This window comes from Candidatus Phytoplasma pini (assembly GCF_007821455.1).
Taxonomy (GTDB): domain Bacteria; phylum Bacillota_I; class Bacilli_A; order Acholeplasmatales; family Acholeplasmataceae; genus Phytoplasma; species Phytoplasma pini.
Genome location: NZ_VIAE01000002.1, coordinates 30,300 through 43,643, shown reverse-complemented (window position 1 = coordinate 43,643; position 13,344 = coordinate 30,300). Strand labels below are relative to the sequence as shown.

18 protein-coding genes are annotated in these 13,344 nt (G+C 23.7%); all 18 read left to right on the top strand.

Features of this window, described 5'->3' with window-relative positions:
• The first annotated feature begins 218 nt into the window (after positions 1–218).
• The 18 genes from MDPP_RS02145 (at position 219) to rpsC (ending at position 13,344) form a co-directional block, all read left to right on the top strand.
• Entirely contained in the window at positions 219–380 is a 162-nt protein-coding gene (locus MDPP_RS02145; RefSeq protein WP_186390723.1) for a hypothetical protein, read from the top strand.
• A 197-nt stretch (positions 381–577) separates the two neighbouring features.
• Positions 578–985, top strand: coding sequence for a type II toxin-antitoxin system antitoxin SocA domain-containing protein (locus MDPP_RS00730; RefSeq protein WP_144658292.1), 408 nt, complete (start codon positions 578–580; stop codon positions 983–985).
• Between the two features lie 60 nt (positions 986–1,045).
• Complete coding sequence (locus MDPP_RS00725) at positions 1,046–1,522, top strand: hypothetical protein (RefSeq protein ID WP_144658291.1); 477 nt, start codon at positions 1,046–1,048, stop codon at positions 1,520–1,522.
• Positions 1,456–1,752, top strand: a complete 297-nt coding sequence (locus MDPP_RS00720; RefSeq protein WP_144658290.1) for a hypothetical protein — start codon at positions 1,456–1,458, stop codon at positions 1,750–1,752. The genes MDPP_RS00725 and MDPP_RS00720 overlap by 67 nt, the downstream gene beginning before the upstream one ends.
• Before the next feature lie 224 nt (positions 1,753–1,976).
• Entirely contained in the window at positions 1,977–2,573 is a 597-nt protein-coding gene (locus tag MDPP_RS00715) for a DUF2963 domain-containing protein (RefSeq protein WP_144658289.1), read from the top strand.
• A 918-nt stretch (positions 2,574–3,491) separates the two neighbouring features.
• Positions 3,492–3,752 (top strand): acyl carrier protein, encoded by a 261-nt coding sequence (locus MDPP_RS00710; RefSeq protein ID WP_246058862.1) that lies wholly within the window; start codon positions 3,492–3,494, stop codon positions 3,750–3,752.
• A gap of 245 nt (positions 3,753–3,997) precedes the next feature.
• Positions 3,998–6,472: a leucine--tRNA ligase gene (gene leuS / locus MDPP_RS00705; RefSeq protein WP_144658288.1), complete on the top strand. Its 2,475-nt coding sequence runs from the start codon at positions 3,998–4,000 to the stop codon at positions 6,470–6,472.
• Between the two features lie 93 nt (positions 6,473–6,565).
• Positions 6,566–7,195, top strand: a complete 630-nt coding sequence (gene gmk / locus MDPP_RS00700; protein WP_144658287.1) for a guanylate kinase — start codon at positions 6,566–6,568, stop codon at positions 7,193–7,195.
• A gap of 26 nt (positions 7,196–7,221) precedes the next feature.
• Complete coding sequence (gene rpoZ, locus MDPP_RS00695; RefSeq protein WP_144658286.1) at positions 7,222–7,437, top strand: DNA-directed RNA polymerase subunit omega; 216 nt, start codon at positions 7,222–7,224, stop codon at positions 7,435–7,437.
• A gap of 67 nt (positions 7,438–7,504) precedes the next feature.
• Complete coding sequence (rsmH, locus tag MDPP_RS00690; RefSeq protein ID WP_144658285.1) at positions 7,505–8,431, top strand: 16S rRNA (cytosine(1402)-N(4))-methyltransferase RsmH; 927 nt, start codon at positions 7,505–7,507, stop codon at positions 8,429–8,431.
• 412 nt (positions 8,432–8,843) lie between these two features.
• Positions 8,844–9,170, top strand: a complete 327-nt coding sequence (rpsJ, locus tag MDPP_RS00685) for a 30S ribosomal protein S10 (protein WP_144658284.1) — start codon at positions 8,844–8,846, stop codon at positions 9,168–9,170.
• A 139-nt stretch (positions 9,171–9,309) separates the two neighbouring features.
• Complete coding sequence (rplC, locus tag MDPP_RS00680) at positions 9,310–9,975, top strand: 50S ribosomal protein L3 (protein WP_144658283.1); 666 nt, start codon at positions 9,310–9,312, stop codon at positions 9,973–9,975.
• Positions 9,968–10,597, top strand: coding sequence for a 50S ribosomal protein L4 (gene rplD, locus MDPP_RS00675; RefSeq protein ID WP_144658282.1), 630 nt, complete (start codon positions 9,968–9,970; stop codon positions 10,595–10,597). Before rplC ends, rplD begins: the two co-directional genes overlap by 8 nt.
• Entirely contained in the window at positions 10,590–10,883 is a 294-nt protein-coding gene (gene rplW, locus MDPP_RS00670) for a 50S ribosomal protein L23 (protein ID WP_144658281.1), read from the top strand. The genes rplD and rplW overlap by 8 nt, the downstream gene beginning before the upstream one ends.
• A gap of 180 nt (positions 10,884–11,063) precedes the next feature.
• Positions 11,064–11,894 carry a 50S ribosomal protein L2 gene (gene rplB / locus MDPP_RS00665; protein ID WP_144658280.1) on the top strand — a complete coding sequence of 277 codons (831 nt, stop codon included), beginning with the start codon at positions 11,064–11,066 and terminating at the stop codon, positions 11,892–11,894.
• Positions 11,895–11,916: 22 nt separating this feature from the next.
• A complete protein-coding gene (gene rpsS, locus MDPP_RS00660) occupies positions 11,917–12,186 on the top strand; it encodes a 30S ribosomal protein S19 (protein ID WP_144658279.1) in 270 nt (89 codons plus the stop codon).
• A gap of 17 nt (positions 12,187–12,203) precedes the next feature.
• Positions 12,204–12,587, top strand: coding sequence for a 50S ribosomal protein L22 (rplV, locus tag MDPP_RS00655; protein WP_144658278.1), 384 nt, complete (start codon positions 12,204–12,206; stop codon positions 12,585–12,587).
• Positions 12,571–13,344, top strand: coding sequence for a 30S ribosomal protein S3 (gene rpsC / locus MDPP_RS00650; RefSeq protein ID WP_144658277.1), 774 nt, complete (start codon positions 12,571–12,573; stop codon positions 13,342–13,344). The genes rplV and rpsC overlap by 17 nt, the downstream gene beginning before the upstream one ends.

The following is a 13,344-nucleotide window of genomic DNA, read 5'->3' as shown; positions in this document are numbered from 1 at the left end:
CATTTTTTTATTCCCTCATAAAGAAGGAGATATTTACAATAAACAAAATAAAAACAAAATAAACCAAAAAAAATCAATTAAAAAAAGGCGCCCACAAATTATGGAAAACCAAAAAAAACCGTTTAAAATGATATTTTTTTAGTGCTTTTTTTCAATGTTTGCTATTATTCTCGCATTCCGTGTAAATTATAAAATCGACAAAACGGGAAAAGCACAGCATGCGCGAATTAGTCGCGAAAACATATAGCATCATTCGCGATTTTCAAGGAAACGCAATAAGACAAACAGAAAGAAAATTCGAAGGAGAAAATAATTTTATCACGGGACAAACACTCTTCGAAGAATTAAAACCGATTCTCAAAGAATGGTTTTATGTTTAAATTCAAAAGAGTAAAATCATGGAAAACCAAATGACAAAACTAGAAAAAAATCGCTAAATTAAACAAACAATTTGATATTTTCAAAAAAATATATTATAATGTTGATAATCAAAAAAAAGAGTTCATTATGGAAAATAAAAATAATCAAATTAATGTTTTTGATGTTTCACAATTTTTTGTAAAAAAAAGATAAAAGTATCAACAAAACAAAAATTCAAAAATTACTTTATTATGCGCAAGGTTATTATTTAGCTAAATATAACAAAGTTTTATTTCAAGAATCAATCGAAGCATGGTCTTATGGCCCTGTCATTCCTGCTGTTTATGCAGAAACTTTAAAACAAGAATTTCAAAAACAAAATTTTCTATTATCTTTTGATTTTAGTTCTAAAATGACTCATTTACCTTTTAATAAAGAACAACAAGAAATTTTATACCAAGTTTTTAATGTTTTTGGCCATATGAATGCTTCGCAACTTAGCGAACAAACTCATAATGAATTCCCATGGAAAAACACTTATGATCCACATAAATTATTTTCAAAATGCATAATTTCGCCAACTGTTTTATACAAATTTTTTAAAAGTAAAAAAAACAATATATAATATTTGGTTTTGATAAAAAAGCGGAAATATTTCGAAATAATTCAGTTTTTAGATCAAATTATGACAAATTTTGAAAGTGATGGACATTTATTGAAAGTTTTCTATGAAACTAAATTTTCTGAAGATTTTATTAATTCTTATATTTCAGATAATTTTAAAAACATTGGTAAAAAAGTTAATAGAGAATCTATAAAAGGTCATGGTAAGGTTGATGTTCTAATTTATTTAGAAGAAAATTCAGAATATATTATTGAAACTAAGAATTATTATAATCAACAAGATTTAGAATTTGTTTTTAAACAAGTGTTACATAGAATTCATCATCGTTTTCTTTACGCTTCAATTGTTTTGTTAGTGAATGGATTTCAAAAAAATAGATTTAAACAAATTTTAGAAAATATTAATAAATGGATTGATTTAAAAAATGGTAAAAAAACAAAATCAAAAAAAAATTCAATGATAATTTTTTTATGGTTAAAATACCAAACCCTGATACTGGTTATGACATTTTACTTAATATTGCTTGTTATCATTTAGAATTCAATATCAATCATTCTAAAAAAAATCATGAAATTAACGATACACAAGTTAAAGAAATTCAAAATCAAAGTCGTAAATTTATAGAATCACTTAATAAAATAAATAGTTTGGATTCAAAACAAATAGAAGTATATGTTAATGATTTGAAAAAAGAATTTGTTGAAATTATACTTTCTTGTTTTGAATATAATGAATATTTTTTAAAACCTAAAAAAAATAATAATTAAAATTTTATTAAGTTGTTTTTTCATTTAATAAAAAAATAATTTTTTTTTATTTAATTTATTTTTTTTAAATTAAACAACTTAGTTATTGTTTTTAAAAAAATATACAAAAAAAATTATAAGTCTATTTAAACCCAATTCAAATAATTAAAATAAAAAATCTTAAAACGATCCTTCAATTTTAAGATCTTTTTTTATACCAAAATTTCAACTTAAAGGAGAAAAAAATGAAAATAGAAAAAGAAAAAGATTCAATCAAAAAAATTTTCTACCGAAGTGACGGTGTGATGATCGATTATATCAAAGAATACAACAAAAAAGGCGGCTTAATCAAAGAAATTTTCTACCGCCGAGATTGTGATTCGGTCGATTACATCATTAAATACAGCACTGCTGGTAAAGAAAAAGACATATTTAACCCGCGAGGACAGTTAATTAAAAGTATATATTACAAAGAAGATGGCCAAACCGAATATTTAATCCACGAGTACAACCCTGAAACTGGAAATAAAATCAAAAGTACTCGTTTTTTTTGGGAAGGCAAACCAATTAACGATACCATGGAATATAGTCAAATTGGCGAAAAAAAAGTTAAAGAAATTCAGCGCGACCAAAATGGAAATAAAATCAAAGAAATTTATTATTATTTTGATGGCCAACCGATTGAGCAGATTATTGAATACAACCCCCACACTGGAAAGGCAATTAAAGATACTTATTACGATCGCGATGGCCAAACTGTTTTTATGGTCAAAGAGTATGATCCAAACAACGGGGAATTAATTAAATATACTCATTATCGCGCCGACGGCACAACTTATTAAAATAAAAAAAAGAAATGCGATAGCAAAATGAAAAACAAAATTGACGCGTTAAAAACAAAATTAACCGAATTAAAATGCGAAAATATTCAAATTATTCAAGACGTCGAAACTAAAATTAATTTCTTTAATTTTAGTTTCGAAGGATTATACTAGATATTCACAATTTTTGAAAATTGAATTTCATCCAAATGCTAATTTAAAGCGAATTCAATGTTTTTGTTGTAGACATTTGCAAAGTTAATGATTGTGAACCATCGAAACGAAACCGTTAGAAAGACAATTTTTTTCCAAAAAAGAACTTTTTAGAAATCAAATTAATTCATTAATTACTTACATTTTAACATGAAAAAATAAATTGTCAACAAAATAGAAGATTTTATTTTTTTTTTTTCGAACAAATATAGAGAAAATAATTTTTATTTATCAATAAATATTTTGAAAAAATATTTAATATTTTTAAAAATTTATATAAAAAATTAAAATTTTTGATTTTTAGTTAATGATTTAAAAAATAAAAAAATTATTTAATTACTAAAATTATTTAATAATCAATATTTCATTATTTTTAAGATTTTTTTATATTATATTTAATATAAATATTATAGAATATTAAATATAATAAAATTTTTCTATTTACTTATTAAATTTAAAATAAATTTAAAATTTATGATTAATCATAGTATGAATTATTTTTTGATTTGGTTTATTCATTTGATTTGTATATTTATGAATTTGATCTTAATCGATTTGATTAAAGAAAATTTATTGAATATTTTTTAATTAAATAACTAATTTAATTATCATAAATATGATATTTAAATAAAAATTTTACAATTTTTATTTTATTATTTTGTATTTTTTTAATATTTTTTATTTTCTCTTATTATTTATATTTTCATTCAAAAATTAATTGAGGTTATGGATATAATGTATTTCGAACAAATTAAAAAAATAATATCAGAACAATTATCTCTTTCAGATACAGAAAATAAAATTTTTTTAGAAACTAATTTAAGAGAAGATTTAAATTTAGATTCTTTTGATGCTGTACAATTAGTTATAAAATTAGAACATTTTTTTGATTTAAAAATTAGTGATGAAATTATGATGCAATTCAAAACAGTTCAAGATATTGTAAATTATATCAAAAATAATAAATTATCAGTTAATCCTAATTAATAATTATTGTATTTTAAATTTTAATAAAAAATTTAAATGAATTTATTCAAATATAAACATATATAAACGAAATATTCGAAAGTTAAATAATTTTAATTATATAAAAAGAAATAATTTTAATTTTTTGTAAATGATATTTTTAAAGAATATTATATTAAATTTTATATAAAAACAATTTTTTTTAAATATAAATATGGAGATTGATTTTATTTCAAAAATATTTTTCAGAAGGATTTTATCAGATTATGTTATGTTATGATTTTAAAAAAATAGAATTAAAATGGCAATCTTATTGGGAAACTAATAAAAAATTTAAAACCAGTGATGATTTTTCTAAAAAAAAGTTTTATTGTTTAGATATGTTCCCTTATCCTTCCTCGGAAGGTTTACATGTGGGTCATATTGAAGGTTATACTGCTAGTGATATTATAAGTAGATTCAAAAGAATGCAAGGTTATAATGTTTTGCATCCTTTTGGTTGGGATTCTTTTGGATTACCCGCAGAACAATATGCTTTACAAACAGGAAATAATCCTAATAGTTTTGTCCAAAAAAATATCGCCAAATTTAAACAACAAATCAAAAAATTAGGTAAAAGTATTGATTGGGAAAAAGAATTATCTACTTCTAAACCTTATTTTTATAAATGGACTCAATGGATTTTTAAAAAACTTTATGAAAAAAAATTAGCTTTTTTGACATATTCTGAAGTTAATTTTTGCGAAGCATTAGGAACAGTTTTAGCCAATGAAGAAGTTATTTCTATTGAGGGAGGACTTGTTTCCGAAAGAGGACATTATCCTGTTGTTAAAAAAAAAATGAAACAATGGATTTTGAAAATTACATCTTACATTGAACAACTTTTAGAAGATTTAGATTTATTAGATTGGCCATCTCAAATAAAAGATGTTCAAAAGAATTGGATAGGAAAAAAAGAAGGTTTTATATTTAATTTTTTTTTAGAAAATACAAAATCGAAAAGTTTGTTAATTTTTACAACTAAACCTAATACTATTTTTGGGGTAAACTCTTTAATTTTAGCTCCAGAACATTATTTGGTAAAAGAACTTACACTCGAAACAAATTCAAAAGAAGTAGAAGAATATATTAAACGAATAAATCAAAAAACTAATTTAGAACGTATTATAAATAAGGAAAAAAAAGGTGTTTTTACTGGAAGTTATGCGATACATCCATTTAGTTCTAAAAAAATTCCTATATGGATTGCTGATTATGTTTCTCCTTATTATGGAACAGGAGCTATTATGTCTGTTCCTTTTTGTAATGAAAAAGATTTTCTTTTTTCATCAAATTATAATTTAAAAATCATTCCTATTTTGAAATTACCTTTTTTGAAAGAAAAAAAAAAAAATATTCTTTCAGAAATTCAAAATAATGAATCATTATTAAGCGAAAATAATGAAAATTTTGTTTTTATTAATAGTTGTTTTTTAGATGGTTTAAATAATAAAGAAGCTCATGAAAAAATTACTCAATTATCTAAAGATAAAAAGATAGGATATAATCATAATACTTATCAAATACATGATTGGGTTTTTTCTCGTCAACGATATTGGGGGGAACCTTTTCCTGTTTATTTTGATGAAAATAATAATATTTTTTTAGAAAAAGATGAAAATTTACCTTTAGAATTACCTTTTTTGGACAAAATTGAAAGTTCTGGCGATGGAACTTCTCCTTTATCAAAAATAATTTCTTGGTTATATTTCGAAAAAGACGGTAAAACTTTTAGAAGAGATACGAATACAATGCCTCAATTAGCCGGAAGTTCTTGGTATTATATTGGATATATTTTAAAAAATCATTTAGGTATTATTCCTTTGGATACTGATGAAGCAAAAAAGAAGTTAGATTATTTTTTACCGGTAGATTTGTATATTGGTGGAGCCGAACATGCTGTAGGTCATTTGTTGTATTCTCGTTTTTGGCATAAATTTTTATATGATTTAGGTTTGACTTCTTGTAAAGAACCTTTTTTAAAATTATTCAATCAAGGAATGATTTTAGGCAAAGATAATTTAAAAATGAGTAAATCACGTAACAATGGTGTTAACGCTTCTGAAATTTTAGATGAATATGGTGCTGATGTTATTCGTCTATATATAATGTTTTTAGGCCCCCTTGAAGATAATAAAGTTTGGTCAAAAAATGGTATAAAAGGAATTCAAAGATTTTTAAATAGAATTTATAATATTTGCGATTTATATTTAGAAAAATATAATTTTTTTTCTTCGGAAATAGAATTTTTATTAAATAAAACAATTCAAATCGTTACGGAAGGTTATGAAAAATTAAGATTTAATAAAGTAATTAGTAATTTAATGATTTTTATTAATACTGTTTATAAATTAAAAAAAATAAATAAAGAACAAATGATTATTTTTTTACAATTATTAAATCCTCTAGCACCACATTTAACAGAAGAATTGAATCAAGAATTTTTAAAAAATAAAAAAGCATTAGTTGATTTATTTTGGCCCTTTTATAAGGAAAAATTTTTAAATACTATTCGATATTCAGATTTAATAGTTCAAATTAATGGTAAAATTAAAACTATTATTAACATCAAAAAAGATGAATTAAAAGATATAATTTTTCAACAAGTGATAGCGAATCCTAAAGTAAAATTATTATTGAAAGACCATAAAATCAAAAAAATTATTTATATTGAAAATAAGTTATTAAATTTAGTTATTTAACATAAATTTTGCTTTGACTAAGTTTTTCAAAAACATCATGTTTCAAATAAATCATATTTAAAATTTTAAATAATAAAGAATATCGGAGAAAATATGAAATTACATATAAAAGGTCTAATGATAGTAATTTCAGGACCATCTGGTGTCGGAAAAGAAGAAATTAAGAAATCTTTATTTCGTAGAGAAAAAAATAATTTTGTTTATTCAATTTCTATGACTACAAGACCTCCTAGGGTGAACGAAAAAGATGGAATAGATTATTTTTTTGTCAGCAAAGAAGAATTTCGAAAAAAAATTAAAGAAAATTATTTTTTAGAATATAATAATTTTGTTGACCATTATTATGGTACTCCTTATCGAAACATTTTAAAACAATTAAAACAAGAAAAAAAAGAAGTTGTTTTGGAAATAGATGTCCAAGGAGCCTTAAAAATTAAAAAACATAAAGTGAATAAAGATGGTGTTTTTATTTTTATTTCTCCACCCTCTCGACAAATTTTATATGAACGTTTAAAAAATAGAAATACTGAAAGTAAAGATATTTTACTTAAAAGAATAGCCAAAGCAGATGAAGAATTTAATTTAGCTTATAAGTATGATTATATTGTTGTTAATGATGAAATCGAAAATGCTGTAGATAAAATTATGTCGATTATAACAGCAGAACATTCTAAAGTAAAAAATAGTATTAATGTTTATTTATCAGAAATTGTAAATAAATAAAAAAAATGAAAAGGAAATAAAAAAATATGTCTCATGAAAATAAATTAGGGTTGAATGAACCATCTATAGATGAATTATTAAAACGTATTGATTCAAAATATAAATTAGTTTATTTATCAAGTAAAATTGCACATGTTATCGAAGACCAAAAATTAGATTTATTTCATGTTTCAGGAAAAAAAATAATTAGTAAAGCTTTAAATGAAATTGTTCGAGGAAATTTTAAGATAGTTTTTAAATGATATATTTTTTTATATATTATGATTTTGTATATATTTTGGATATTTTATATTAAGGATAAATAATTAAATGCTATTGCTTAAACATTCCCCTGTTTTAACTTCGGAAGTTATTAAATATTTAAATATCCAAAATAAAGGTATTTATGTCGATGCTACTTTAGGTGGAGGAGGACATAGTTATGCTATTTTACAACATATTTCACAAGGATTGCTATTATCATTTGATCAAGATTTTTTTTCTATTCAATATTGTTCAAAACGTTTTTCTCAAACTAAAAATATTATATTAATTCATAAAAATTTTGTTTTTTTAAAAGAAGAATTAAATAAAAGAAATATTTTTGCAATTAATGGAATTGTTTTTGATTTAGGATTATCTTCTTTTCAAATAGATGATAAAAAAAGAGGGTTTAGTTATTTGCATGATGATGTTTTAGACATGAGGATGAATCGTGATGAAAAAAAAACAGCTCTTACTATTTTAAATACTTATAATTTAGAAGAATTAAAAAAAATTTTTTTTCTTTATGGAGAAGAACCAAAAGCTGCTTTAATTGCTCGTGAAATTATAAAAAAAAGACCTATTTATACAACTTTAGAATTAGTCAGAATTATAGATAAATTTTATAATTCTTTTTATAATAAAAAAAAAGGACATAATGCTAAAAGAGTTTTTCAAGCTTTAAGAATTGAAACTAATCAGGAATTGAGATGTTTAAAAAAAGGGTTACAACAAAGCTTAACTTTATTAAAAAAAAATGGTAGAATAGTCGTCGTTAGTTTTAATTCTTTAGAAGATCGCATAGTTAAAAGATTTTTTAAACAAAATAGTGAATGTAATTTCTTACCAAGAATACCTATTCTAAAATCTGATTTACCTCCTAATTATTTTAATATTTTAACTAAAAAAGTAATTCGTCCCAATGATAAAGAAATAATTTTAAATCCTCGTTCTCGTTCAGCTAAATTAAGAGCAGCTATTAAAAAAATATAATGTTTTTTTAATTAATTTATTCCGATTTTTATTTTGAATTAATTTTTTTAATTATTTTGAAAAAATACTTTTTTTATGTTTGCATTCGAAATAAAATTTATATATAATAAAGATGCTTGTATTTTAATTCATTTTTTATGTATATTATTAAAAAACATTAAGAGAATTAATATTCTCTGAAATTTATAATTTATTTTGACATTATTTTTTAATTTTTTAATAATAAATTTATTAGAATTAAAGAATTAGAATGGAGTTTAATTTTTTTATGTTTGGATTATTTATTTTTATCGATATTGATAATTTTTTATTTTAATTAAAAGATTAAGTTGTTTAAATGCACTTGTAGATAAATATTTTTAAATGTTTTTTTATATATAATTAATCAACAAAAGGAAGGTTTTCAAAAGAAATGGCTAAAGAACAAGAAATGTTTGATATTATTTTAAAAACTTATGATCATCGTTTAATCGATCAAGCCGCAAAAAAAATTATTAGTAGCGTTGTTAAAACAGGCGTTCAAACTAAAGGACCTATATCTCTTCCTACTAAAAAAGAAGTTTTTACAGTACTTCGTTCTCCTTTTGTTAATAAAGATAGTCAAGAACAATTTGGGCGTTTTACTCATAAGTGTTTAATTCGTATTATTAATCCTAGTGCACAAACTATAGATGTTTTAACTAATATTGTTTTACCATCAGCTATTGATATTGTTTTAAAAAATGCTTCAAGAAGATAAATTATAAAAAAATAATTAAATAACTAAATTATGTTTATTTAATTAAAATAAAGATTTAATTATAAAAATAAACTTTTGTTTTAATTTTTTTGTTATTATCTAGTTATTTGAATTTTTATTTCGAGAAAAGAGGGAGCCAATGGCTAAAGGAATTTTAGGGAAAAAAATAGGAATTACTCAAATTTTTGATGAAAAAGGTTTTTCTATTCCTGTAACAGTAGTTCATGTGGCGGATAATATTGTTATACAACAAAAAAATCTAGAAAAAGATGGGTATCAAGCTACTAAATTAGGATTCGGTTCTAGAAAAGAAAAATTAACAAAAAAACCTCTTCTTGGTATTTTTAAAAAAATCAAAATAGTTCCTAAATCTTTTATTAAAGAGATTCGTTTTATTTCAAGTATTCAAAATAAATTAACTAATTTTGAAGTAGGAAGTGTTGTTCCGGCTACAGAACTTTTTAGTTCTGGTGAATTTGTTGACGTTACAGCTGTTAGTATTGGTAAAGGTTTTGCTGGTCCGATCAAAAGACATAATCAAACTAAAGGACCTGAAACTCATGGTTCTCGTTTTCATAGAAGACCTGGTTCTATGGGTCCTATAAAAGGTAAAATCAAGGGAAAAAAACTTGCTGGGCAAATGGGACATACACAAGTAACTATACAAAATTTAAAACTTGTTTCTATTCATTCAGAAAAAGAATTATTTTTAATTCAGGGTAGTATTCCTGGACCTAAAAATAGCTTTGTTGTTATTAAATCTTCTGTGAAAAAAATGAAAGGAGGAGTTGATAATAATGCCTAATTATAGTTTGTTTAGCCAAAATGGTCAACTATTATCTGAAATTAATTTATTAGACGAAGTTTTTGGCGTTAAACCAAATCATCAAGTTTTATATGATGTAGTTAATAAACAAAGAGCAGCTATGCGTCAAGGAACTCACTCCACCAAAAATAGATCCGCTGTTTCTGGCGGTGGCAAAAAACCTTGGGCACAAAAAGGAACAGGTAATGCTCGACATGGAACTATTCGTTCTCCATTATGGAGACACGGAGGAGTTGTTTTCGGTCCTAAACCAAGAGATTATTCTTTTAAATTAAATACTAAAGTAAGAAAGGCAGCTTTTAATTTTGCTTTATCTTTACAGACTCAAAAAAAAAATTTGAAAATTATTGATTTATTGAATATTTCAAGCTCTAAGACAAAAGAAATAAAACAACTTTTAAAAAATTTAAATATTTCAGGAAAAGTTTTATTGATTGTTAAAGAATTAAATGATGATTTAACCCGTTCAACTAGTAATTTGTCGCAGGTTATTTTAGAAAGTGCTACTCATGTGAGTGTCTATCAAATTTTAAATACTAAATGTCTTTTAATAACAAAAGAAGCTATTAATTATTTTGAAAAGGTTTTAAATAATGAATAATACATACTATGATATATTAAAATCTCCTGTTATCACCGAAGATACAAATAAAAAAATGGAATTATATAATAAATATACTTTTAAAGTTGATGTTAAAGCTAATAAGATAGAGATAAAAAAAGCAGTGGAGTTTGTTTTCAATACAAAAGTTTTTTCTGTTAATACTATTAATGTTTTGCCTAAATTTAAAAGAAAAGGAAAATATCAAGGTTATACTTCTGCTTATAAGAAAGCTATTGTACAATTAATACCAGGAAGAAGAATAGATATTTTTCATGAAAAATAATTTTTAATAAAATAAAAAAATGATTATTTTTTTATTTTATGAATTTAAATTTAAATATTAAATAAATATTATTTTATTTAGATTTTTTTAATAAAAATATATTAACATTATATACAATTCAAAAATTTGATTTTGATGTTAAAATTATTAAAGATTAAAAATTAAGAAAGGTTATATTCTATGTTTATTAAAAAATATAGACCCACATCTAATGGACATCGTAATATGATGTTACAAAGTTTTAGCGAAATTACAACTTCTACTCCTGAAAAAAAACTTTTGTTACCTCAAAATAGAAAAGGTGGCAGAAATAATCAAGGAAAAATAACAGTTAGACATCGTGGTGGCGGAGTTAAACAAAAATATCGTTTAATTGATTTTAAACGAAATAAAGATAGTATAGCTGGAAAAGTAGCGACTATAGAATATGATCCGAATCGTAATTGTTATATTTCTTTGATTAATTATGAAGATGGTGAAAAAAGATATATTTTAAGTCCTAAAAACTTAACGGTAGGCGAAAAAATTTATTCTGGGGTTGATGCTGATATTAAAACAGGAAATACTTTGCCTTTAAAGAACATTCCTGTTGGTTCTTATATACATAATATTGAATTAAAACCTGGTAAGGGCGGTCAGTTAGCACGTAGTGCAGGTGTTTCTGTCCAAATTATTAAAAAAGAAGAAAAATACATTGTAATACAATTATCTTCTGGTGAATTAAGAAAAGTTTTATCTACTTGTAGAGCGACTATTGGTAGTGTTGGAAACGAATCTTATAAATTAATTCGAAATGGCAAAGCAGGTCGAACACGTTATTTATCTATTAGACCTACAGTTAGAGGTTCTGCTATGAATCCAAACGATCATCCGCATGGTGGTGGCGAAGGTCGTGCTCCAATTGGACGAAAATCTCCTATGACTCCTTGGGGTAAAAAAGCTCGTGGTATTAAAACGCGAAAAAAAAACAAAAATTCTAGTAAATTGATTCTTAGAAATCGTAAGAAATAAAAAAGGAAGAAAGAAATGCATCATGTCACGATCTGTTAAAAAAGGTCCTTTTGTTAATGAAAAATTATTTTCAAAAATTAAAAAAAATAAAAAAAACAAAATAATTAAGACTCATTCCCGAGACAGTTTTATTTTACCTGAATTTGTGGGACATAAAATTGCTGTTTATAATGGTAAAAAATATATTGTTGTATCTGTTAGTGAAGATATGGTAACTCATAAATTAGGAGAATTTGCTTCTACTCGTACTTTTCGTGGTCATTCAAAAGAAGATAAAAGAAATAAAAAATAATTTAAGAAGGTGCTTATATGAATGTTGTTAAAGCTATCGCAAATAAAATATCGATTACTCCTAGAAAAACACGATTAGTTGTTGATTTAATTCGAGGAAAAAAAATTAAAGAAGCGCAAGCGATTTTAATGTTTACTTCTAAGACAGCGTCTTCGGTTGTTTTAAATTTATTAAAAAGCGCTATTGCTAATGCTGTACATAATTTCCAAATGAATGAAAATGATTTATATGTCAAAGAAATTTTTGTTAATGAAGGATTACGTTTAGTTCGAATGTTTCCACGAGCTAAAGGGAAAACTGATAAAATTAGAAAAAGAACTAGTCATATTACAATAGTTGTTTCATCAATAAATGATATAACAAACAAAGGAGATATAACAAAAGATGGGTCAAAAGAGTAATCCGATAGGATTAAGATTAGGCATTATTCATGATTGGAAATCTAAGTGGTATTCTACTAATAAACAAGTCCCTTCATTAATATATGAAGATTTTAGACTTAGGAATTTAATTAAAAAACATTATCCTAGAGGAACAATTTCGCAAATAAATATTGAACGTTTGAAAAAACAAAATAGCGAACAAATAGAAATTAATTTATTTACCTCAAAAATAGGAATTATACAAGGTCCTGAAAATAAATCAAAAAATGTTTTAATTAAAAAAGTCGAAGATCTAATCCAAAAAAAAATTAACATTAATGTTTTTGAAGTAAAAACATTTGATAAAATTGCATCTTTAGTAGCACAAAATATTGCTTTACAATTACAACAAAGAGCTTTTTTTAGAATGGTACAAAAAACAGCTGCTTTTAAAGCTTTAAAAAGTGGCGCCCAAGGTGTTAAGATTATTATTTCAGGTCGTTTGGGAGGATCAGAAATCGCAAGAAAAGAAACCATTTTTTTAAAACTTGTACCATTAAATACTTTTAGAGCGGATGTTGATTATGCTTTTGAAGAAGCATATACTACTTATGGCGTTTTAGGTGTAAAAGTATGGATTTATCATGGAGAAGTTTTGCCTGGAAAGACTATTGATGATACACGACAATTCTTTTCTTCTAAATATGATAAATACGAAAACAAAAAAAATTTTTTTCAAAGAAATAGTAACCAAAATATTAAAAAAGTTATTTCTCGAACAGAAACAAAGAGGTAA

Bases quoted from the DNA above. Each gene is read 5' to 3' on its own strand.
- MDPP_RS02145 (WP_186390723.1), top strand. From the start codon at position 219: ATGCGCGAATTAGTCGCGAAAACATATAGCATCATTCGCGATTTTCAA.
- MDPP_RS00725 (WP_144658291.1), top strand. From the start codon at position 1,046: ATGACAAATTTTGAAAGTGATGGACATTTATTGAAAGTTTTCTATGAA.
- MDPP_RS00720 (WP_144658290.1), top strand. From the start codon at position 1,456: ATGGTTAAAATACCAAACCCTGATACTGGTTATGACATTTTACTTAAT.
- MDPP_RS00715 (WP_144658289.1), top strand. From the start codon at position 1,977: ATGAAAATAGAAAAAGAAAAAGATTCAATCAAAAAAATTTTCTACCGA.
- MDPP_RS00710 (WP_246058862.1), top strand. From the start codon at position 3,492: ATGGATATAATGTATTTCGAACAAATTAAAAAAATAATATCAGAACAA.
- leuS (WP_144658288.1), top strand. From the start codon at position 3,998: ATGTTATGTTATGATTTTAAAAAAATAGAATTAAAATGGCAATCTTAT.
- gmk (WP_144658287.1), top strand. From the start codon at position 6,566: ATGAAATTACATATAAAAGGTCTAATGATAGTAATTTCAGGACCATCT.
- rpoZ (WP_144658286.1), top strand. From the start codon at position 7,222: ATGTCTCATGAAAATAAATTAGGGTTGAATGAACCATCTATAGATGAA.
- rsmH (WP_144658285.1), top strand. From the start codon at position 7,505: ATGCTATTGCTTAAACATTCCCCTGTTTTAACTTCGGAAGTTATTAAA.
- rpsJ (WP_144658284.1), top strand. From the start codon at position 8,844: ATGGCTAAAGAACAAGAAATGTTTGATATTATTTTAAAAACTTATGAT.
- rplC (WP_144658283.1), top strand. From the start codon at position 9,310: ATGGCTAAAGGAATTTTAGGGAAAAAAATAGGAATTACTCAAATTTTT.
- rplD (WP_144658282.1), top strand. From the start codon at position 9,968: ATGCCTAATTATAGTTTGTTTAGCCAAAATGGTCAACTATTATCTGAA.
- rplW (WP_144658281.1), top strand. From the start codon at position 10,590: ATGAATAATACATACTATGATATATTAAAATCTCCTGTTATCACCGAA.
- rplB (WP_144658280.1), top strand. From the start codon at position 11,064: ATGTTTATTAAAAAATATAGACCCACATCTAATGGACATCGTAATATG.
- rpsS (WP_144658279.1), top strand. From the start codon at position 11,917: ATGTCACGATCTGTTAAAAAAGGTCCTTTTGTTAATGAAAAATTATTT.
- rplV (WP_144658278.1), top strand. From the start codon at position 12,204: ATGAATGTTGTTAAAGCTATCGCAAATAAAATATCGATTACTCCTAGA.
- rpsC (WP_144658277.1), top strand. From the start codon at position 12,571: ATGGGTCAAAAGAGTAATCCGATAGGATTAAGATTAGGCATTATTCAT.